At 65.9% G+C, this 19,132-nt stretch carries 22 protein-coding genes; 10 read left to right on the plus strand and 12 right to left on the minus strand.

Annotation, left to right across the window (positions count from 1 at the left end; translation table 11 throughout):
* From rpsK to ACFDS3_RS03305, 6 genes are all read right to left on the minus strand, one after another.
* The coding region (gene rpsK / locus ACFDS3_RS03280; RefSeq protein WP_375260911.1) for a 30S ribosomal protein S11 at window positions 1-342 on the minus strand (342 nt) is incomplete at its 3' end.
* 15 nt (window positions 343-357) lie between these two features.
* A complete protein-coding gene (gene rpsM / locus ACFDS3_RS03285; protein WP_375260912.1) occupies window positions 358-726 on the minus strand; it encodes a 30S ribosomal protein S13 in 369 nt (122 codons plus the stop codon).
* A gap of 497 nt (window positions 727-1,223) precedes the next feature.
* A complete protein-coding gene (locus ACFDS3_RS03290; RefSeq protein ID WP_375260979.1) occupies window positions 1,224-1,868 on the minus strand; it encodes an adenylate kinase in 645 nt (214 codons plus the stop codon).
* Between the two features lie 2 nt (window positions 1,869-1,870).
* Window positions 1,871-3,250 carry a preprotein translocase subunit SecY gene (gene secY / locus ACFDS3_RS03295; protein ID WP_375260913.1) on the minus strand — a complete coding sequence of 460 codons (1,380 nt, stop codon included), beginning with the start codon at window positions 3,248-3,250 and terminating at the stop codon, window positions 1,871-1,873.
* Window positions 3,251-3,449: 199 nt separating this feature from the next.
* On the minus strand, window positions 3,450-4,154 hold the full coding sequence (locus ACFDS3_RS03300) for an outer membrane protein (protein ID WP_375260914.1): 705 nt from the start codon (window positions 4,152-4,154) through the stop codon (window positions 3,450-3,452).
* 221 nt (window positions 4,155-4,375) lie between these two features.
* Window positions 4,376-4,504, minus strand: a complete 129-nt coding sequence (locus ACFDS3_RS03305; protein WP_375260915.1) for a hypothetical protein — start codon at window positions 4,502-4,504, stop codon at window positions 4,376-4,378.
* 165 nt (window positions 4,505-4,669) lie between these two features.
* Between ACFDS3_RS03305 and ACFDS3_RS03310 the strand changes: the two genes are divergently transcribed.
* Window positions 4,670-4,957 carry a hypothetical protein gene (locus ACFDS3_RS03310; protein WP_375260916.1) on the plus strand — a complete coding sequence of 96 codons (288 nt, stop codon included), beginning with the start codon at window positions 4,670-4,672 and terminating at the stop codon, window positions 4,955-4,957.
* A gap of 212 nt (window positions 4,958-5,169) precedes the next feature.
* Here the strand turns inward: ACFDS3_RS03310 and rplO are convergent, their stop codons facing one another.
* Together rplO and ACFDS3_RS03320 are read right to left on the minus strand one after the other, a co-directional pair.
* Window positions 5,170-5,655, minus strand: a complete 486-nt coding sequence (rplO, locus tag ACFDS3_RS03315; RefSeq protein WP_375260917.1) for a 50S ribosomal protein L15 — start codon at window positions 5,653-5,655, stop codon at window positions 5,170-5,172.
* Window positions 5,656-5,799: 144 nt separating this feature from the next.
* On the minus strand, window positions 5,800-6,519 hold the full coding sequence (locus ACFDS3_RS03320) for a M48 family metallopeptidase (protein WP_375260918.1): 720 nt from the start codon (window positions 6,517-6,519) through the stop codon (window positions 5,800-5,802).
* A gap of 119 nt (window positions 6,520-6,638) precedes the next feature.
* On the opposite strand from ACFDS3_RS03320, the gene ACFDS3_RS03325 reads away from it, so the two are divergent.
* A complete protein-coding gene (locus ACFDS3_RS03325) occupies window positions 6,639-6,881 on the plus strand; it encodes a hypothetical protein (RefSeq protein WP_375260919.1) in 243 nt (80 codons plus the stop codon).
* Here the strand turns inward: ACFDS3_RS03325 and ACFDS3_RS03330 are convergent, their stop codons facing one another.
* Window positions 6,882-7,130 (minus strand): DUF167 domain-containing protein, encoded by a 249-nt coding sequence (locus ACFDS3_RS03330; protein ID WP_375260920.1) that lies wholly within the window; start codon window positions 7,128-7,130, stop codon window positions 6,882-6,884.
* A gap of 98 nt (window positions 7,131-7,228) precedes the next feature.
* Here ACFDS3_RS03330 and ACFDS3_RS03335 point away from each other — a divergent pair, with 98 nt between their 5' ends.
* A complete protein-coding gene (locus tag ACFDS3_RS03335; protein WP_375260921.1) occupies window positions 7,229-7,807 on the plus strand; it encodes a nitroreductase in 579 nt (192 codons plus the stop codon).
* The gene (locus tag ACFDS3_RS03340) at window positions 7,804-8,535 is read left to right on the plus strand and encodes an EI24 domain-containing protein (RefSeq protein ID WP_375260922.1); all 732 of its coding nucleotides are present in this window, start codon (window positions 7,804-7,806) and stop codon (window positions 8,533-8,535) included. Before ACFDS3_RS03335 ends, ACFDS3_RS03340 begins: the two co-directional genes overlap by 4 nt.
* Here the strand turns inward: ACFDS3_RS03340 and ACFDS3_RS03345 are convergent.
* Complete coding sequence (locus ACFDS3_RS03345; RefSeq protein ID WP_375260923.1) at window positions 8,462-8,761, minus strand: DUF1467 family protein; 300 nt, start codon at window positions 8,759-8,761, stop codon at window positions 8,462-8,464. The genes ACFDS3_RS03340 and ACFDS3_RS03345 overlap by 74 nt on opposite strands.
* A 1-nt stretch (window position 8,762) precedes the next feature.
* Window positions 8,763-9,167, minus strand: coding sequence for a methylmalonyl-CoA epimerase (gene mce / locus ACFDS3_RS03350; RefSeq protein WP_375260924.1), 405 nt, complete (start codon window positions 9,165-9,167; stop codon window positions 8,763-8,765).
* Between the two features lie 129 nt (window positions 9,168-9,296).
* Between mce and ACFDS3_RS03355 the strand changes: the two genes are divergently transcribed.
* Complete coding sequence (locus ACFDS3_RS03355) at window positions 9,297-10,016, plus strand: response regulator (protein ID WP_375260925.1); 720 nt, start codon at window positions 9,297-9,299, stop codon at window positions 10,014-10,016.
* A gap of 772 nt (window positions 10,017-10,788) precedes the next feature.
* Here ACFDS3_RS03355 and aspS read toward each other — a convergent pair.
* Window positions 10,789-12,561 carry an aspartate--tRNA ligase gene (gene aspS, locus ACFDS3_RS03360; protein ID WP_375260926.1) on the minus strand — a complete coding sequence of 591 codons (1,773 nt, stop codon included), beginning with the start codon at window positions 12,559-12,561 and terminating at the stop codon, window positions 10,789-10,791.
* Between the two features lie 137 nt (window positions 12,562-12,698).
* On the opposite strand from aspS, the gene ACFDS3_RS03365 reads away from it, so the two are divergent.
* The 5 genes from ACFDS3_RS03365 (at window position 12,699) to ACFDS3_RS03385 (ending at window position 19,131) form a co-directional block, all read left to right on the plus strand.
* On the plus strand, window positions 12,699-13,907 hold the full coding sequence (locus tag ACFDS3_RS03365; RefSeq protein ID WP_375260927.1) for a class I SAM-dependent methyltransferase: 1,209 nt from the start codon (window positions 12,699-12,701) through the stop codon (window positions 13,905-13,907).
* 48 nt (window positions 13,908-13,955) lie between these two features.
* Window positions 13,956-14,597: a type II CAAX prenyl endopeptidase Rce1 family protein gene (locus ACFDS3_RS03370; RefSeq protein WP_375260928.1), complete on the plus strand. Its 642-nt coding sequence runs from the start codon at window positions 13,956-13,958 to the stop codon at window positions 14,595-14,597.
* Between the two features lie 60 nt (window positions 14,598-14,657).
* Window positions 14,658-18,008, plus strand: a complete 3,351-nt coding sequence (carB, locus tag ACFDS3_RS03375) for a carbamoyl-phosphate synthase large subunit (protein ID WP_375260929.1) — start codon at window positions 14,658-14,660, stop codon at window positions 18,006-18,008.
* A 64-nt stretch (window positions 18,009-18,072) separates the two neighbouring features.
* A complete protein-coding gene (locus ACFDS3_RS03380) occupies window positions 18,073-18,504 on the plus strand; it encodes a DUF2267 domain-containing protein (RefSeq protein WP_375260930.1) in 432 nt (143 codons plus the stop codon).
* 39 nt (window positions 18,505-18,543) lie between these two features.
* A complete protein-coding gene (locus tag ACFDS3_RS03385; protein WP_375260980.1) occupies window positions 18,544-19,131 on the plus strand; it encodes a thymidine kinase in 588 nt (195 codons plus the stop codon).
* Window position 19,132: the final 1 nt, after the last annotated feature.

The following is a 19,132-nucleotide window of genomic DNA, read 5'->3' on the forward strand; positions in this document are numbered from 1 at the left end:
CACGTCGCGGATCGACGTGATGTTGAAGCCGACGGCAGCCAGGGCGCGCAGCGCGGATTCACGGCCTGAACCGGGACCCTGAACTTCGACCTCGATGGTGCGGACACCGTGTTCCTGCGCCTTCTTGCCCGCGTCTTCAGCGGCCATCTGGGCGGCGTAGGGGGTCGATTTGCGCGAGCCCTTGAAGCCCATCGTACCGGCGGACGACCACGAAATGGCGTTGCCCTGCACGTCGGAAATCAGGATCTTGGTGTTGTTGAACGAAGAGTTCACATGAGCAACGCCGGCGGCGATGTTCTTGGAGACCTTCTTCTTCGCGGTAGCGCGACGATCACGTGCCATTGATACAGCCTCCCCTTACTTCTTCTTGCCGGCGATGGCCTTCGCGGGGCCCTTGCGCGTGCGTGCGTTGGTGTGGGTGCGCTGACCGCGCACGGGGAGATTGCGGCGATGGCGCAGGCCACGGTAGGCCCCCAGATCCATCAGGCGCTTGATGTTCATCTGCGTCTCGCGGCGCAGGTCACCCTCGACGGTGTAGTTCTCGTCGACGTGCTCACGCAGCTTCAGGACTTCGGCGTCCGTCAGCTCGTTGACGCGGCGCGACGGCTCGATGCCCACGGCTTCGCAGATCTGCCTGGCCGAGGACGGCCCGATGCCGGTGACGTAGGTAAGCGCGACGGGAACGCGCTTGGCGGTGGGGATGTTGACCCCTGCGATACGTGCCAAGGTATACTTTTCCTCTTCGTTGCGAGCCCGTAACCCCAGGCCCTTTTTTCACAACGTAAGCCCGAAGCGGAGCGCCGCGGGCTCAGGTCATTTTCGGTCGCGGTTCGACGAGGCACGATTTGCCCCGCGTCATCCAATTCTCTTAGGATGGTGCGCCTTAGTCGGGATTCGGCAGAACGTCAAGGGCAGCCCCTGCCGCTGCCTGCGGAGCCCGTGAAGTATGAGCGGAGCCTGCGGCGCGCAAGAGGGCGGCGTCAGCCGTCGCGATCCTCGGCCCGGCGCAATGCGCGGAGGGTGAGGATGCCGCCGACAAGGAACAGCGCGCCACCGGCGCCGACCGTGAAGGTCAAGGTTGCGAAAGTCATGGATCTGCCTCGGTCTGCTTCTTTTTATGGGACCGAGGGTATGTCCGGCAGCGCAACCTGGGAACCGGGTCGCGCGGCGATCGGCGGGGCATTGCCGAACGGCCGCGGGTGGCGCAGCCGTTCGGCAAGAGATCAGGCGTCGAGAACCTTCTTGATCTCGGCCGCCACGGCGTCGATCTCGCCCAGGCCATCCACGCGGGTCAGCTGGCCCTTGGCGTGATAGTAGCCGATCAGCGGCGAGGTCTTCTTGTAGTACTCGAGAAGCCGCTGCTTGAGGCTTTCCTCGTTGTCGTCGGCCCGGCGAGTAAACTCGGTCGAGCCGCAATTCGCGCACTTGCCGTCCTCGGGGATCGGCTTGGTCTGGTCGTTATAGACCTCACCGCAATTGGCGCAGGTCGAGCGGGCGGTAATGCGCTGGATCAGCGCGTCGTCATCCACCTGCATCTCAATCACGGCATCCAGGCTTTCGCCCTTCTTCTCGAGCAGTGCCGCCAGCGCGTCGGCCTGCGCCAGCGTGCGGGGGAAGCCGTCGAAGATGAAGCCGGCCGTGCCATCCGCGTCGAGCCGTTCCTCGATCAGGCCGATGACGATCTCGTCGGTGACCAGCTCGCCGCGGTCCATGACCTCGGCCACGCGCTTGCCCATCTCGGTGCCCGAGCTGCGGGCAGCGCGAAGCATGTCGCCCGTGGACAGCTGGCTCATGCCCCGCTCTTCCTCGAGCCGCCGAGCCTGCGTTCCCTTGCCGGCACCCGGCGGTCCCAGAAGAATGATGTTGATCGTCACCGACGCGCCCCTCCCCTTGCGGCTCCTTTACCGGAGCCTTTGCGGCCGCGCTTCTTGCCGCGCAGCTGCGATTTCTCGATCAGCCCTTCGTACTGATGGGCCAGCATGTGGCTTTGAACCTGCTGGATCGTGTCCATCGTGACAGAGACCACGATCAAGACGCTTGTGCCACCGAAATAGAAGGGAATGGCGGCCTGATTGCGAATGATCTCGGGCAGAAGACAGACGGCCGTGAGGTAGGCCGAGCCGAGCACCAGGATCCGCGCGACCACGTAGTCGAGGTATTCCTCGGTGCGCTTGCCGGGACGGATGCCGGGGATGAAGCCGTTCTGGTTCTTCAGGTTGTCGGCCACGTCCTCGGATTTGAAGGCGACGTTGGCGGTGTAGAAGTAGGTGAAGAAGACGATCATCGCGCCGAAGAACAGCAGGTAGAGCGGCTGTCCGGGCCCGAAATAGGCCAGGATCGTCGACAGCACCGGGCCCGACTCGCTGCCCGAGAACGTGGCGAGCGTGGTCGGCAGAAGCAGAAGCGACGAGGCGAAGATCGCCGGGATGACGCCCGCCGGGTTCACCTTGATCGGCAGGTGGGATGAACCGCCGTCATAGACCTTCATCCCCACCTGGCGGCGCGGATACTGGATGTGGATCTTGCGCAAGCTGCGCTCCATGAACACCACGAAGGCGATCACGGCGACGATCATCAGAAGGATGCCGATGATCAGCGCGGGGCTGATGGCGCCTGAGCGACCGGAGGCGAAGAACTGCGCCAGCGCGGCCGGAACCTCGGCGATGATGCCGACGAAGATGATGAGCGAGATGCCGTTGCCGATGCCGCGCTGGGTGATCTGCTCGCCCAGCCACATCAGGAACATGGTCCCGCCGACGAGGGTGATCACGCAGGCGATGCGGAAGAACCAGCCCGGATCGTGGGCCAGGCCGCCAGCCTCGAGCGACACGGCCAGGCCGTAAGCCTGGAACGTCGCGAGGAAGACGGTGCCGTAGCGCGTGTACTGGTTGATCTTCTTGCGGCCGGCGTCGCCCTCTTTCTTCAGCTGCTCGAGTTGGGGGACCATCGCCGTCATGAGCTGCACGATGATCGAGGCCGAGATGTACGGCATGATGCCGAGGGCGAAGATCCCCATCCGGCCAATTGCGCCGCCGGTGAACATGTTGAGGATGCCGCCAAGGCCCGCGCTCGCCTGCTCGATGAAATCTCTGAGCGCGTTGCCGTCGATTCCGGGCACCGGGATGTAGGTGCCGAGGCGATACACGCAGAGAAGCCCGAGCGTGAAGAGGATGCGGGCGCGAAGCTCGGTCGCCTTGCCGAAGGCGGACCAGCTCATGTTCGCGGCCATCTGTTCCGCTGCTGATGCCATGGGGGGCCTTTCGAAGTCACAATGGGCCGATGCGATCGCGCCCGGCCTGGATGATCCACGCCGATGTAAAGGCGCGGGAACGACAGCGCAACCACCCTTGGGCCCCGTATGGCAGGCCCGAAGCAGCGCTGAGCCGGAGCGAAAACGAGACCGGGCGGCCGATTGGCCGCCCGATCCGTTCGCTCACACGTCCGAAGGATCAGAAGCGATAGGCCAACCGGGCCTGGACGGTCACGATCTCGGCCTCGAGACCATCGTCGGCGCCCAGCGTGTCGGCGTCGATCAGGTCGTCGAACTTGTGGTAGAGGACCTCCGCACCGAGCGTCACGCTGTCGGTGACGCGCACTTCGCTGCCGGCGCCGATAACGTAGCCCCAGTCGTCGTAATCCTCGTCGACATCCGCGAAATCGGCTTCGACGTTCAGATTGGCATAAGCAGCACCTGCCACACCGTAGACCAGCGCGCGGCCCGCGTCGTAACCGGCGCGAAGCTTCACGCGGTGCAGGGCGTCCACGCCGATTTCGATGTCGTCGATGGCGTCGGCCAGATCGTCCTCACCGAAATCCGACGCGAGATCGGAAACATCGTCGAGATCGACATCCATGTTGGCGATGTTGCCGTCGAGCTCGGCACCCAGGACGAAATCGCCGAAGTCGTACTGATAGCCGGCGAAACCGCCGCCCAGAGCACCGCCAGCGTCGATATCGAGAGGTTCAAAGACCTCGGCGTCGACATCGCCATAGCCGAGCGCGACACCGGCATAGGGGCCGGTCCAGTCCGGCTCTGCCACGAGAACCGGCCGCATCTGCGGTTGCGGCTCGGACACCGTCGGGGCGACGCCACCTGCATGGGCGACGCCGGCGGCCATCATGGCGGCCGCGGAAATCATGATTGTTGTTTTCATCTCTTGTCCCTCAATATGCCCCCCAAGGCGAAATCAGATCTAACGCCGCCCGCATCCACCGTATATGCGCCGCCGTCGTTGAATCGCCGCGTGTGGCGGGACCGACACGTCGGGGACAAGACAAAAAGAAAAGCAGTGTCCGTTTTTCGTGTCGCCAAGCTTCGGCTAGGCAGAAGCGGCCAATGTTGCCCCTGAATGGCGGAACGCGGGGCACTATGAATTCACACGAGTTTCGGCGACAGATCGAGGATCTGGACGATCTCACGCCGGCACAGGCCATCGCCCGGTCGCGGGTTGGCGCGGAGCTTGGGGCTGAACAAACACTCGGTCTGGCGGTGGCGGATGATCATCTTGGGTGCGCTGGCCGGCGCATCATCCGACAGCTTCGGAGGGATCGTCGAAGCCGCCAGCGAGAGTCACGCAAGGGATCGCGGGAATGGGTTCGGCACCTGCGAAACCCGAGCTCCAAGCCCCCGCGGCGGCGCTGGTATGAGTATGGCAAGAAGGACATCCCGATGATGCGCGGTCTGTCTCGCTGGCAGTTGCCGATCCTCACGGTGGCGGATCGAAGCGGCAGCCGACGCTTCCGACGCATCTCTGGGCGCTCAAAGGGCACGATCCAAATGACGCTGTCGCCGATCATCGCGCGAGATGCCGCGCTCTGCACCGACGGGCTCGCGCGCTACGCTGCCTGCGTGCAGTCGTGCGGGACCGAGCACTTCATCATCAAGACCAAGCCCGGCCAGAAGGCTGCTTCCGCCGCGCAATACATCCAGAACATCAACAGCCTTTATTCCCGCTAAAAAAACTTCACGCGGCGTTTCAGGGGAACGGCCTCAAAATACCTCGCCGGCTACCTTCAAAGGTTCATCGCCCGCGTCAGCAAGATGCGGCCAGAGGAGATTCTGGCGCGCCGTATGATCTTCGCCAACACGAAATACGGACACTACGAAAAGAGAACGGCGCGCCCCTGAAAGGAGCGCGCCGTCAATTGACTACCTCGGGCTGTATCGCCTCAGGCGGCGTCTTCGCCTTCACCCGGGCGGGTTCCGCCGGTGACGGTAACCGAACCGCCGGCCTTTTCGACCGCGTCGATGGCGCCCTGCGAGGCACCCGAAACGGTGATGCGGGCGGCCGTCGTCAGCTCGCCCTTGGCCAGCAGACGGATGCCGTCACGCTTGCGGCGCACGAGGCCCGAATCAAGCAGCTCGGTCTCGGTGATCTCTTCGCCGAGCTTGCCGGCGTCGATGAACTTCTGGATCAGGCCCAGGTTCACGACCGCGTAGCTCTTGCGGTTGATGTTGTTGAAGCCGCGCTTCGGCAGACGCTGGTAGAGCGGCATCTGGCCGCCCTCGTAGCCCTTGATCGCCACGCCCGAGCGGGACTTCTGGCCCTTGATACCCCGGCCGGCGGTCTTGCCCTTGCCAGAGCCCGGACCGCGGCCGATACGCTTGGCCTTCTTCGCCGCGCCGTCGTTGTCGCGCAGTTCGTGCAGTTTCATGTCGCTCTCCTATCTTGCCGGAAATGCCCCCCAAGCGACGGGAGCGGGCAAACACGGCGTTTCACGGATTCGCAGCCCCAAGGGCCACCGGGCGCCTATAAGGCCCGCGGGCACGTGACGCAAGCCGTGCGTGCCCGGCAGGGCTCACGATCCCGCAATGGTCCGACGCACCACCTCGATGCGGGCGGCGTTCGGCGGGTGGGTCCCAAGGAACGTGCTGCCGGGATCGGGAGCGTTCTGGAAGAACATCACGCCGCGCTGGGGATCATAGCCCGCCCGCTGCGCGATCAGCGCACCAAGCGAGTCGGCCTCGAGTTCGAAATCCTGCGCATAGCGGCGCGCGCCGAGAAAGGCTCCCAAGCCCTGCGCCTCGCGAATGGCGACCTCGCCGCCACCGCTTGCCGCAACGAGGCCGCCGATCAGGTCGGCCCCGATCCGCGCCGAGTTCTGCCCCCGCGCGATATGCCCCGCGATGTGGTGCGCGGCCTCGTGGGCCAGGATGAAGGCCAGTTCGTCCTCGTTGCGGGTCTGCTGGACGAGGGGAAGGGTGAAGCCGATCACCGGGCGGCCGTCGGGGGAGAGGGTCTGGAAGGCGTTCGGCTCGACATCCCGCGAGTCGTCGAGCGCGACGAGGAAATCGCAGCGCTGCCGGGTGCCGCGGCTGCGGCATGCGCTGACGGCGACGGGCATCACGCGGTTGACCACCTCGACCAGCGGCAGAGCCTCGGGCGGAATGGCCGCCCGCGGTCCGGGCGCGGAGGATGGTGGCGGGGCCGCGGGAACGGGCCGTGGCACCGGCGTCAGCGTCGGGGTGCAGGCCGCGGCGGTCAGCGCCACGAGGATCGAGAAGGCGAATGCGCGCATGAGGGTCGCTCCGGGGTCCGTGTTCGCCATAGCATAAGGCCCGCGCGGGCCTCGGCCACCCATTGCACCCGGGATCGTTCCGCGAGAGGGTCGATTGCTCAGGCGACAGGAGAACGCGCATGTTCACCATCGAGCACGAATTCGACGCGACCGTTATCACGCTGGTCGACGATCCCGCGGGTTACCGGCAGGAGGACGTGACCATCAACGCCTTCGAAGATTGCGTGACGGTCGAGCAGCTTGATCCGCGCACCGAGCAGACGCAGCGGATCACCCTGTCCTTCGCGCAGGTCTCGGACCTGGCCGCCGCGCTGGACCTGCCCGAGGGGGCTTACACGCTGCACCGCCCCAAGCGGCGCTGATCACAGGACCCGGAGGGTCTTGTTGCGGCCCGTGGCGCCCGACGCGATCTCGAGCCGGGTTCTCGGCACGCCGAGCGCCTTTGACAGCGCCTTGAGCACCGCGGCATTGGCCTTGCCCTTCTCGGGCGGGACGGTGACGCGGACGTGGATCGTGTCGCCCTCGGCGCGGATCGCCGCGGTGCGGGCATTCGGGGTCACCCGCAGGGTGAGCGTGGCGCCGGCCCGGGCAAGATGGCTGAGATCGGTCATACCCCTGCCCTACCGGAATTCGGCGCCAAATGTCGCCCCGACCGTTGACCGCCCGGCGATCCGCGTCGAAATGAGGGGCGAATCTTGCCGGAGTGCCCATGCCTGAACCCGATCAAGCCGCCCTCGATTTCCTGCTGTCCCGCCGCTCGCGTCCGCACAAGACGCTGACCGACCCGGTGCCCGACCGCGACGCGCTCGAGCCCATCCTGACGGCTGCGCTGCGCGCGCCTGACCACGGCAAGCTCGAACCGTGGCGGCTGATCGTGCTGGAGCGCACCGCGCTGATGCGGCTGGCCGAGCTTGTCGGACCCTGCGGCGAGCGGCTGGGCCGTGCGCCTGAAGAGATCGACAAGCAGCGCTCGCAATACGCAGACGCCAGCCTCGCCATCGCGGTCATCTGCTCGCCCGTCGAAAGCGCAAAGGTACCGCATGTCGAGCAGGTCCTGTCCGCCGGGGCGGTCTGCCTGCAACTGCTCAACGCCGCGCTTGCCAGCGGCTGGGGCGCGAACTGGCTGACCGGTTGGGCCTCGCATGATGAGATCTTTGCCCGCGAGGGGCTGGGCCTCGGCCCGCTCGAGCTGGTCGCGGGCATCATCCACATCGGGACCGAGACGAATGCCCCGCCCGAGCGTCCCCGCCCCGATCTGTCCGCCAAGGTCGCCTGGGTCGCCGCGTGAAGTTCCTGTCCGACGTCGCGAAGGCGGTCGCCCAGCTCGGCGACCCGGCGTTCCAGCGCGTTCTGTGGACGGGGTTGGCGCTGACGGTCGGACTGCTGATCGCCTTCGGCGCGCTGTTTATCTGGGGCGTGAACTGGCTGCTGCCCGACACCGTCGCCCTGCCCTGGATCGGCGAGGTCGGCTGGCTCGACGACATCGCCTCGGGGGCCTCGGTCCTCGGGCTGCTGGTCCTGTCGGTGTTCCTGATGGTGCCGGTTGCCTCGGCCTTCACGTCGTTCTTCCTCGACGACGTGACCGACGCGGTCGAGGCGAAGCACTACCCGCGCCTGTCGCCCGCGCCCCGGCTGTCGCTGACCGAGTCGATCCGGGACGGGGCCGGCTTCCTCGGCGTGCTGATCCTGGCGAACCTGGTGGCGCTGGTGGCCTACATTGCGCTGGCGCCGCTCGCGCCGTTCATCTTCTACGCGCTGAACGGATTTCTGCTGGGCCGCGAATATTTCCAGCTGATCGCGGCGCGGCGGCTGGGGCGCGAGGGCGCGGCCGCGCTGCGCCGGCGCCATCCCTTGCGCATCTGGGCAGCGGGCTGCGTGATGGCCGTGCCGCTGACCGTGCCGATCGTGAACCTGCTGGTCCCGCTACTGGGCGCCGCCAGCTTCACGCACCTGTATCATCGGCTTCCAAAACCGGCGGAGTCAGACGGTCGAACCAGTCGAAATCCTCGACGGTAATCCGGCCCGACAGGATCACCCCCGCGATCAGCGCCCAGATCAGCGTGCCCCAGATCGTCGTCTGGATCAGCTTGCGCTTCAGCGGGAAGTGCGCCGGACTGCCCGCATGGGTGCCCTGCAGGACCTCGCCCTCGTCGCCCTGGGTTCTCAGCCCGATCGGCAGGATGACGAAGAACACCATGAACCAGACGACGGCGTAGAGGACGATGGCGGAAGTGGGGCCCATGTCAGACCTCCTCGAGTTCGATTAGACAGCCGTTGAAGTCCTTCGGATGCAGGAACAGCACGGGCTTGCCATGCGCCCCGATCTTCGGCTCGCCGTCGCCCAGGACGCGCGCGCCGTCGGCCTTCAGCTTATCGCGCGCGGCACGGATGTCGGCGACCTCGTAGCAGATGTGGTGGATTCCACCGGCCGGGTTCTTGTCGAGAAACCCGCGGATCGGCGAATTGTCCCCCAGCGGATAGAGCAGTTCGATCTTGGTATTCGGCAGGGTGATGAAGACGACGGTGACGCCGTGCGCGGGCTCGTCCTGCGGCGCGCCGACCTCCGCGCCAAGCGTGTCGCGGTACTGTGCGGCGGCGGCGTCGAGGTCGGGGACCGCGATGGCCACGTGGTTCAGTCGTCCGATCATGAGAGACTCCCGGTTGCGCAGCGGTGCATACGCCGCGCACCGCCTCGCGGCAACCGCACCGTGCGCTTCGGTTAAAGTGCTGTTAAGCTTCCTTGTGTCACTTCTTTGCGTGCAACGAGGGAGCCGGTTATGGATGACGCGCCCAAGATCAATTTAAACCGCCGCGGCACGGCGCAGCGGCCGCTGCTCGGTCAGACCATTCTGGTGATCGAGGACAGCCGCCATGCCGGCGAGACGATGCGGCTGATGTGCCTGCGAGGCGGCGCGCGAGTGCGGCGCGCCGACAGCGTGCGCTCTGCCGAGCGCCACCTGACTTCGTACCGGCCAAGCGCCGTGATCGTCGATCTTGGCTTGCCGGACGGATCGGGGCTGGACCTGATCGGGCGGCTGTCGCGAGAGGTGCCGCGGCTTGGCGTGGTGATCGCGGTGTCAGGTGATCCGACGCTGGGCGACTCGGCGCTCGATGCGGGAGCGGACGAGTTCCTCGCCAAGCCCTTCGGCTCGGTCGCGGCATTCCAAACGGCGATCCTTCACCACCTTCCGGCCGAGGCTCTGCCACAAGGCCCGCGGATCATGCACGACGAGAGGGTCGAACCGGACGAGGCCGCCCTGCACGACGATCTGGCCCACGTCGAGGATCTGCTCGACTACAGCGCCGCTCCCGCGACGCTGGCCTACGTGGCCGCCTTCGCCTACGGGCTCGGTCGCTCAATCGGCGACGCCGAGATGGCCGAGTGCGCGTCCGAGCTGTCCTCTGCGCTTGAGGATGGAAGGCCCCAGATACCCGCAGTCTCGGCCCTTGCGGGCGTGGTGCGGACGCGAATGTCGGGCAACATCGTCGCGATCTGAGGCCGACGCCTCACGAATGCACGTGAAGGCTGTCGAAACTTGTCGTGCCAAGGTCCACGTCCTGGGCAAGCACAACGGTTAGGTGGAAGCACAGGTTCGGCAGCGCCGAGGTGGTCACCCGATCTCTGGCCACCTAGTTGAGTGTGACCTCTGAAGATGTCGAGGCTGCCGCTTTCCTGTCGCTCTCAGGTTTCGTGGCCCACGCTCGAACCTGCGCGCGTTGTCGTTGGAAGCACGGGGATCGGGACCATCCTCTCGCCGGAATCATGCGCGATCTGTTTAGCGTCGGGTCCTGAGACGCGGCGAAAGCGGCGGTGCGGTCCCTCTTCGGCCAGGTCAGGCTCAACCTTTTTCGGAGCAGCCCGGCCAAGAGCCGACTTGGCGACGGTTGAAGCCGATGATGCCGAACAGCGGCTGGCGCAACGCCTAAACATCTGGCGCGAGCCCTACACTCAACGAATCACGGGCAACGCGCTGGTCCCTTGGACGAGGACCGGTTCACTTTTGTATTGCCAGTCCACGTCAGATCGGACCGGCTGCACTGGCAAGGTCGTGCCCGAAGGCCCGCGGCTGCCGCGAGTTCGCGACGGCACCCAAGGAGACCTGCGCCTTGCTCGCCGCAGACTGCCTCATGGATCTAGCGCAGCGCGGAACCAATGATGCCAGAAGTCACGGTCCTCGCGCGCCGGGCGACCGCTCGCAAGATCTACAGGGCGTGCTGACCGCGGCATCCGGAGCCGTTCGGTAGCCGCCCGTCACCGGCTGAACCGGGTCACTCCTTGGGGAGGACCCGGAGCCCAAGTTCGCGCATCTGCGCGGGCGTCGGCTCGGACGGGGCACCCATCATCAGGTCCTGCGCCTGCTGGTTCATCGGGAACATGATGACCTGCCGGATATTCTGCTCGTCCGCGAGCAGCATCACCATCCGATCGATCCCGGCGGCGCAACCACCATGCGGCGGGGCGCCGTACTGGAACGCATTGACCATTCCGCCGAAGCGATTGCGGACCTCGGCTTCGTCATAGCCCGCGATCTCGAACGCCTTGAACATGATTTCGGGGCGGTGGTTCCGGATCGCGCCCGATACCAGCTCATAGCCGTTGCAGGCCAGGTCGTACTGGAAGCCTTTGACCTCGAGAGGGTCGCCCTCCAGCGCCTCGATCCCGCCCTGCGGCATCGAGAAGGGGTTGTGCGAGAAGTCGATCCCGCCCTCGTCGTCCTTCTCGTACATCGGGAAATCGACGATCCAGCAGAAGGCGAAGCGGTCCTTTTCGGTCAGCTCCAGCTCGTCACCGATGACGGTGCGGGCGCGGCCGGCGACGCCTTCGAAGTCCGACGCCTTGCCGCCGAGGAAGAAGGCCGCGTCGCCCTTGCCGAGCGACAGCTGCTTCCGGATCGCCTCGGTCCGCTCGGGGCCGATGTTCTTGGCCAGCGGACCGGCGGCCTCAAGCCCGTCCTCTCCATCGCGCCAGAAGATGTAGCCCATGCCGGGCAGGCCCTGCTCCTGCGCGAACTTGTTCATGCGATCGCAGAACTTGCGGCTGCCGCCCTTGGGGGCGGGAATGGCGCGGATCTCGGTGCCGTCCTTCTCGAGCAGGCTTGCGAAGATCGCGAAGCCCGAGCCCGCGAAATGCTCGGACACGACCTGCATCTCGATCGGGTTCCTGAGGTCGGGCTTGTCGGTGCCGTACTTCAGCATCGACTCGGCGTAGGGGATGCGCGGGAAGGCTTGGTCGACGGTGCGGCCGCCGCCGAACTTCTCGAAGCAGCCGCGCATGACGGGCTCGATCGTGGCGAAAACGTCCTCTTGCTCGACGAAGGACATCTCGAGGTCGAGCTGGTAGAAATCGGTGGGCGAGCGGTCGGCGCGCGGGTCCTCGTCGCGGAAGCAGGGCGCGATCTGGAAATACTTGTCGAAGCCCGACACCATGATGAGCTGCTTGAACTGCTGCGGCGCCTGCGGCAGCGCGTAGAACTTGCCCGGATGCAGGCGCGACGGCACGAGGAAGTCGCGCGCGCCCTCGGGGGACGAGGCCGTCAGGATCGGCGTCTGGTACTCGTTGAAGCCCTGCCCCCACATCCGCTCGCGCAGGTCGCGCACCACGTCCGAACGCAGGACCATGTTCTTGTGCAGCGTCTCGCGGCGCAGGTCGAGGAACCGGTACTTGAGGCGCGTTTCCTCGGGGTAGTCGGGCTCGCCGAAGACCGGCAGGGGCAGCTCGCCCGCGCGGCCCAGCGTCTCGATCCCGCGGCAATAGACCTCGATCTCGCCGGTGGGCAGGCGCGGGTTGATGAGGCTCTCGTCGCGGGCCTTCACGGTGCCGTCGATGCGGATGCACCATTCGGACCGGACCTTCTCGACATCGGCGAAGGCCGGGCTGTCAGGATCGCAGATCACCTGTGTCATGCCGAAATGGTCGCGCAGGTCGATGAACAGCACGCCGCCGTGGTCGCGGACGCGATGGACCCACCCCGCGAGACGCACCGTCTCGCCGACATTGGCTTTCGTCAGATCGGCACAGGTGTGGCTGCGATAGGCGTGCATGGAAGGGTCCTTCGGTCCGGGTCGACAGGCGCGATGAACATGGGGCGCGCCGTGAAGTCAAGCGCAGGCGGGTCTTGACGATCCCGTGAGCAGGGAGAGACTGGCCCCCGGGAAAAATAAACGAGGGGGCGGGTCACATGTGGGAGCAGCTTTTCGAGCGAATTCTGCGATCTATCGTGAAGGACGGGACGCTCGAGCTGACGCTTCCGTCCGGGCGCGTCATGGTGACCGGCGAAGGCGCACCGCACGTAAAGGCGCGGATCACGAGCGACAGCCGCATCGCCGCCGTGGTCAGGGACCCCGACCTCGGCACGGCCGAGGGCTACATGAACGGCGAGATCCTGGTCGACGGCGACAAGCCCGAGGACGAGGCGCTGCGCGACTTCCTGGGCCTGGTGCTCGACAACATGCGCAAGGGCAATCGCCACTGGAGCCAGGACGCCGTGGTCCGGATCGGAAAGCACGCGCGCCGGCTGTCGCAGTTCAATCCCGCGCCCCGGGCAAAGCAGAACGTGGCGCATCACTATGACCTGTCGGCCGAGCTCTACGACATCTTCCTCGACGGGGACCGGCAGTATTCCTGCGCCTACTGGCCCTCGGACAACATCACGCTCGAGGATGCGCAGCTTGCCAAGAAGCGGCACATCGCAAGGAAGCTCTTGATCGAGCCGGGCATGCGCATCCTCGACATCGGCTGCGGCTGGGGCGGCATGGCGCTTACCCTAGCCGAAGAGTTCGGCGCCGAAGTCGTGGGCGTCACCCTTTCCGAGGAACAGCACAAGCTCGGCAACGAGCGGGTGAAGGCCAAGGGGCTGCAGGACAAGATCGACATCCGCCTGCAGGATTACCGGGACGTGGAGGGTCCGTTCGACCGGATCGTCTCGGTCGGGATGTTCGAACACGTCGGCCAGCCGCATTACGACGAGTATTTCCGCAAGTGCCGCGAGCTGCTCAAGGAGGACGGAGTCGCGCTGATCCATACGATCGGACGGACGAATCCGCCCGGCATCACCTCGGCCTTCATTCGCAAATACGTCTTCCCCGGCGGCTACATCCCTGCCTTGTCCGAAACCTCGGCCGCGATCGAGCGGCAGGGCCTTGTGACCTCGGACCTCGAGGTGTGGCGGCTGCATTACGCCAAGACCCTCCGCGCGTGGGCCGACCGCTTCGAGGCGGGGATCGAGAAGGCGCGCGCCCTTTACGACGAGCGGTTCTGCCGGATGTGGCGCTACTACCTCGTCGCGTCCGAGATGAGCTTCGTCCACGGTCAGCAGGTGGTCTTCCAGTTCCAGCTTTCGCGGACGAACGACGCGGTGCCCATCACGCGCGACTACCTCTACAACTGACCGCATGGCGTCATGGATCCGTCGTGTGGCTGTGCCACATGAGCGGCCATGACTCCGCCCTCGACTGCCCGCCTTCGGGTTGAATTCGTCACGATCTTCGTCCTCGCCCCGGTGAGCGCAGCGGTACTCGTGCCCGCCGAGGTCCTGTTCCCGGCCCTCTTCGGACTGCTCGTCGTGACGGTCTGGCTGCTCTGGCAGACCCCCGGATTCTCCCTGCTGCAACTCTGGCGAGGACGGGTCTCGTGGCTTCGGGTGCTGGCCCTCGGCGCCATCTCGGCCGGGGCGTCGGTCGTTCTGATTACCGAGTTGCGCCCCTCGGCCTTTATGATGCCGGGGCTCGCCTCACCGGGGCTCCTGGCGTTGATCGTGCTGCTCTACCCGCTTCTGTCGGCGCTTCCGCAGGAGCTGATCTTTCGCACGCTTTTCTTCGAACGCTACGGCCCGATTATACCGGGCGGCCCCGCCGGGTTGATCCTGAACGCCGCGGTCTTCTCTCTGGCACACATGATCTACTGGAGCTGGATCGTCGCCGCGCTGACCTTTGCCGGCGGCCTGGCCTTCGCCCACAGCTATCGCGACAGGCGATCCTTCCCCGAGGCCTTCGCGATGCACGCTTTGGCCGGGGACATACTATTCGCGCTCGGCATGAGCGCGTGGTTCTATTCGGCCAACGTGACCACCCCGTTCTGAGCCCTTGCGCCGGCGCGTCCGGTCCGTATAACCCCCGGCGATTTGCCCGGAGGGACGACCATGCCGAAACGCACCGATATCCAGTCCATCATGATCATCGGGGCCGGTCCCATCATTATCGGGCAAGCCTGCGAGTTCGACTATTCCGGCGCACAGGCCTGCAAGGCCCTGCGCGAGGAGGGGTACAGGGTCATCCTGGTCAACTCGAACCCCGCGACGATCATGACCGACCCGAGCCTTGCCGACGCCACCTATATCGAGCCGATCACCCCCGAGGTCGTCGCCAAGATCATCGAGAAGGAAAAGCCCGACGCGCTTCTGCCGACGATGGGTGGGCAGACCGGCCTGAACACCGCGCTGAAGCTCGAAGAGATGGGCGTTCTCGAAAAGTATGACGTCGAGATGATCGGCGCCCGCCGCGAAGCCATCGAGATGGCCGAGGACCGGGGCCTCTTCCGCGAGGCGATGGAGAGGATCGGGCTGGAAAATCCGCGCGCCACGATCGTGTCTGCGCCGAAGGCCGCCAGGGGCTATGACATCAACGCCGGTGTCGCGAAGGCGATGGAGGCGCTCGAGGATATCGGCCTGCCGGCGATCATCCGTCCGGCCTACACGCTCGGCGGCACCGGCGGCGGCGTCGCCTATAATCGCGAAGAGTACGAGCACTATTGCCGCACCGGCATGGATGCCTCTCCCGTCGCGCAGATCCTCGTCGACGAGAGCCTGCTTGGCTGGAAAGAATATGAGATGGAGGTCGTCCGCGACCGCGCGGACAACGCGATCATCGTCTGCGCCATCGAGAACGTGGACCCGATGGGCGTCCACACCGGCGACTCGATCACCGTGGCGCCCGCGCTGACGCTGACCGACAAGGAATACCAGCAGATGCGCGCGGCCAGCATTGCCGTCCTGCGCGAGATCGGCGTGGAAACCGGCGGTTCTAACGTGCAGTGGGCCGTCGACCCCGACTCCGGCCGTATGGTCGTGATCGAGATGAACCCGCGGGTGTCGCGCTCGTCGGCGCTGGCGTCAAAAGCTACCGGCTTTCCCATCGCCAAAATCGCCGCGAAGCTGGCCGTGGGCTACACTCTGGACGAGCTCGACAACGACATCACCGGGGTCACACCGGCGTCGTTCGAGCCGTCGATCGACTATGTCGTCACCAAAATTCCACGCTTCGCGTTCGAGAAGTTCCCCGGCGCCAAGCCCGACCTGACCACCGCGATGAAATCCGTGGGCGAGGTCATGGCCATCGGCCGGACGTTCCACGAATCGGTGCAGAAGGCGCTCGCCTCGATGGAAACCGGGCTGACCGGCTTTGACGAGATCACCATTCCCGGCTTGGGCGAAGACCAAACCTCGTCCCAGTCGCGCGCCGCGATCACCAAGGCGCTGGCCCGCCAGACCCCCGACCGGCTGCGCGTGGCGGCCCAGGCCATGCGCCACGGGCTGAGCATCGACGACATCCATGAGGTCACGAATTTCGACCCCTGGTTCCTTGCCCGCATCCACGAGATCGTCGATGCCGAGGCGCAGGTCGCCAGGAACGGCCTGCCGCGGGACGAGGACGGCCTGCGCGAGCTGAAGATGATGGGCTTCACCGACGCCCGCCTTGCCAAGCTGACGGGCCGCGACGAAGGCCAGGTCCGCCGCGCGCGAGAGAACCTTGGCGTCCGGGCCGTGTTCAAACGGATCGACACCTGCGCCGCCGAGTTCGAGGCGCAGACCCCCTACATGTATTCGACCTACGAGGTCCCCGTCTTCGGCGAGGTCGAGGACGAGGCGCGCCCCTCAGACCGCAAGAAGGTCGTGATCCTCGGCGGCGGCCCGAACCGGATCGGTCAGGGGATCGAGTTCGACTATTGCTGCGTCCACGCCTGCTATTCCCTGAGCGACGCGGGCTACGAGACCATCATGGTCAACTGCAATCCCGAAACCGTCTCGACTGATTACGACACGTCGGACCGGCTCTATTTCGAGCCGCTGACGCTGGAACACGTGATGGAGATCCTGCGCGTCGAGCAGGAGAACGGCACCCTCCACGGCGTGATCGTCCAGTTCGGCGGGCAGACGCCGCTGAAGCTGGCCAACGACCTCGAGGCCGCGGGCATCCCGATCCTGGGCACGCAGCCCGACAAGATCGACCTTGCCGAAGATCGCGAGCGGTTCCAGCAGATGCTGAACGAGCTGGGGCTGAAGCAACCGAAGAACGGCCTTGCCCGTTCGGACGCGCAGGCGATCGAGATGGCGCGCGAGGTTGGCTACCCGCTGGTCATCCGCCCCTCCTACGTTCTGGGCGGGCGCGCGATGGAGATTGTGCGCGACGAGGATCACCTGCGCCGCTACATCCGCGACGCGGTGGACGTGTCCGGCAAGAACCCGGTGCTGCTGGACAGCTACCTGTCGGGTGCGACCGAGGTGGATGTCGATTGCCTGTCGGATGGCGAAAGCGTCCATGTCGCCGGCGTCATGGAGCACATCGAAGAGGCCGGCGTCCATTCGGGCGACAGCGCCTGCTCGCTGCCGCCGCACACCCTGCCCCGCGACATCGTCGACGAGCTCGAGCGTCAGTCGATCGCCATGGCGCTGAAGCTGGGCGTCGTCGGCCTGATGAACGTGCAGTTCGCGGTGAAGGACGGCGAGATCTACGTGCTCGAGGTCAACCCGCGCGCCTCACGCACCGTGCCTTTCGTGGCGAAGGCCACCGACAGCGCCATCGCTTCGATCGCCGCGCGGCTGATGGCGGGCGAGAAGCTGAGCACCTTCCCGATGCGCAAGGCCTATCCCGAAGGCGTGAGTGTGGACGACACGATCCCGCTCGCCGATCCGATGACGCTGGCCGACCCGAACATGCCCTGGTTCAGCGTCAAGGAATCCGTGCTGCCCTTTGCCCGTTTCCCCGGCGTCGACACGCTGCTCGGCCCCGAGATGCGCTCGACCGGCGAGGTCATGGGCTGGGACCGCGACTTCGCCACCGCCTTCCTCAAGGCGCAGATGGGCGCGGGGGTGGAGTTGCCGACCGAGGGCACCGTCTTCCTCTCGGTGCGCGACTCGGACAAGGCGGACCTTCTGCTCGAAACGGCGCGGCTGGTGACCGAGCTGGGCCTGTCGATCCTTGCGACCGACGGCACGCACCGCTTCCTGAAAGAGGCCGGTATTGCTTCGGAAAAGGTGCACAAGGTCTATGAGGGCGGGCGCACGATCGTGGACATCCTGAAGGATGGTGGCGTCGACCTGGTGATGAACACCACCGAGGGTGCGCAGGCGGTCGAGGACAGCCGCTCGATCCGGTCCGTCGCGCTGACGGACAAGATCCCCTACTACACCACGCTCGCGGGCGCCCACGCGGCCGCGCTGGCCATGCGGGCCCGTCAGAACGGCGAGATCGTCGTGCGGGCGCTGCAAGGCTGATCGGAACGGAGCACGGGCAGTCTCGTTTCCTTCACCAACCGTACGAGTGAAAGGAGACTGTCCGATGTCCGACCTCGGTCTTTCGATGATCGACGACACCGTGAACGAGACCAACAACTGGCTGAACACGCTGGGCCAGGACCTTGGGCTTAACCATCAGCACGCCTACCACACGCTGCGGGCCGGCCTTCACACGCTGCGCGACCGCCTGATCGTGGAGGATGCCGCCGCCCTTGGCGCGCAGTTGCCCCATCTGATACGCGGGATCTACTATGAGAACTGGCGCCCCGACGATACGCCGGTCAAGACGCGCTCGACCGCGCAATATGCCGAGGAATTGGGCAAGCACCTGGCGGATGCCCACGATCCCGACCCCGAAACCGCCGCCCGCGCCGTCTTCCGCCTGCTGAAGGGCAAGCTGGGCAGCGGCATCATGCAGAAGATCCGCGACTCCCTGCCCGGGGACGTTGCCGAGGACCTCTTCGACGCCTCCTGAGGCTTGAGCACCATGCACCGCCGGGCTAACCCGGCGCGCATGGCCAAGCTCTACTTCCACTATTCGACGATGAACGCGGGCAAATCGACCCTGCTGCTTCAGGCGTCCTACAACTACAACGAACGCGGGATGGAGACGCGCCTGCTGACCGCAGGCATGGACGCGCGCGCCGGAGCGGGACGGATCGGCAGCCGGATCGGCATCTCTGCCCCGGCCGAGACTTATGGCCCCGCAGACGATCTTTTCGCGCGCATCGCGGCGTGGCGCGCGGCGGCCGATATCGCCTGCGTCTTCGTGGACGAGGCGCAGTTCCTGGCCCAGAGCCAGGTCTGGCAACTCGCACGCGCGGTCGACGACCTGAACGTGCCCGTGATGTGCTACGGTCTGCGCGTCGACTTCCAGGGCAACCTGTTCCCCGGCTCGGCCGCACTACTGGCCTGGGCCGACGAGATGCGCGAGGTGCGCACCATCTGCCATTGCGGAAAGAAGGCGGCCATGGTCGTGCGGCAGGGTCCTGATGGCCACGTGCTGACTGAAGGCGACCAGGTGCAGATCGGCGGCAACGAAAGCTACGTCTCCCTCTGCCGCGTCCATTGGCGCGAGGCGACCGGCGACCGCGCGATCTGAC

It is taken from the genome of Palleronia sp. (genome assembly GCF_042089775.1).
GTDB lineage: Bacteria > Pseudomonadota > Alphaproteobacteria > Rhodobacterales > Rhodobacteraceae > Palleronia.

What these genes read in the sequence shown, in the direction of transcription:
- ACFDS3_RS03355 (WP_375260925.1), top strand. Translation starts at nt 9,297, where the DNA reads ATGGATGACGCGCCCAAGATCAATTTAAACCGCCGCGGCACGGCGCAG.
- secY (WP_375260913.1), bottom strand. Translation starts at nt 3,250, where the DNA reads ATGGCATCAGCAGCGGAACAGATGGCCGCGAACATGAGCTGGTCCGCC.
- ACFDS3_RS03305 (WP_375260915.1), bottom strand. Translation starts at nt 4,504, where the DNA reads ATGATCATCCGCCACCGCCAGACCGAGTGTTTGTTCAGCCCCAAGCTC.
- ACFDS3_RS03380 (WP_375260930.1), top strand. Translation starts at nt 18,073, where the DNA reads ATGTCCGACCTCGGTCTTTCGATGATCGACGACACCGTGAACGAGACC.
- ACFDS3_RS03310 (WP_375260916.1), top strand. Translation starts at nt 4,670, where the DNA reads ATGATGCGCGGTCTGTCTCGCTGGCAGTTGCCGATCCTCACGGTGGCG.
- rplO (WP_375260917.1), bottom strand. Translation starts at nt 5,655, where the DNA reads ATGAAACTGCACGAACTGCGCGACAACGACGGCGCGGCGAAGAAGGCC.
- ACFDS3_RS03345 (WP_375260923.1), bottom strand. Translation starts at nt 8,761, where the DNA reads ATGGGCCCCACTTCCGCCATCGTCCTCTACGCCGTCGTCTGGTTCATG.
- ACFDS3_RS03300 (WP_375260914.1), bottom strand. Translation starts at nt 4,154, where the DNA reads ATGAAAACAACAATCATGATTTCCGCGGCCGCCATGATGGCCGCCGGC.
- ACFDS3_RS03385 (WP_375260980.1), top strand. Translation starts at nt 18,544, where the DNA reads ATGGCCAAGCTCTACTTCCACTATTCGACGATGAACGCGGGCAAATCG.
- carB (WP_375260929.1), top strand. Translation starts at nt 14,658, where the DNA reads ATGCCGAAACGCACCGATATCCAGTCCATCATGATCATCGGGGCCGGT.
- ACFDS3_RS03320 (WP_375260918.1), bottom strand. Translation starts at nt 6,519, where the DNA reads ATGCGCGCATTCGCCTTCTCGATCCTCGTGGCGCTGACCGCCGCGGCC.
- ACFDS3_RS03330 (WP_375260920.1), bottom strand. Translation starts at nt 7,130, where the DNA reads ATGACCGATCTCAGCCATCTTGCCCGGGCCGGCGCCACGCTCACCCTG.
- ACFDS3_RS03365 (WP_375260927.1), top strand. Translation starts at nt 12,699, where the DNA reads ATGTGGGAGCAGCTTTTCGAGCGAATTCTGCGATCTATCGTGAAGGAC.
- mce (WP_375260924.1), bottom strand. Translation starts at nt 9,167, where the DNA reads ATGATCGGACGACTGAACCACGTGGCCATCGCGGTCCCCGACCTCGAC.
- ACFDS3_RS03370 (WP_375260928.1), top strand. Translation starts at nt 13,956, where the DNA reads ATGACTCCGCCCTCGACTGCCCGCCTTCGGGTTGAATTCGTCACGATC.
- aspS (WP_375260926.1), bottom strand. Translation starts at nt 12,561, where the DNA reads ATGCACGCCTATCGCAGCCACACCTGTGCCGATCTGACGAAAGCCAAT.
- ACFDS3_RS03325 (WP_375260919.1), top strand. Translation starts at nt 6,639, where the DNA reads ATGTTCACCATCGAGCACGAATTCGACGCGACCGTTATCACGCTGGTC.
- ACFDS3_RS03335 (WP_375260921.1), top strand. Translation starts at nt 7,229, where the DNA reads ATGCCTGAACCCGATCAAGCCGCCCTCGATTTCCTGCTGTCCCGCCGC.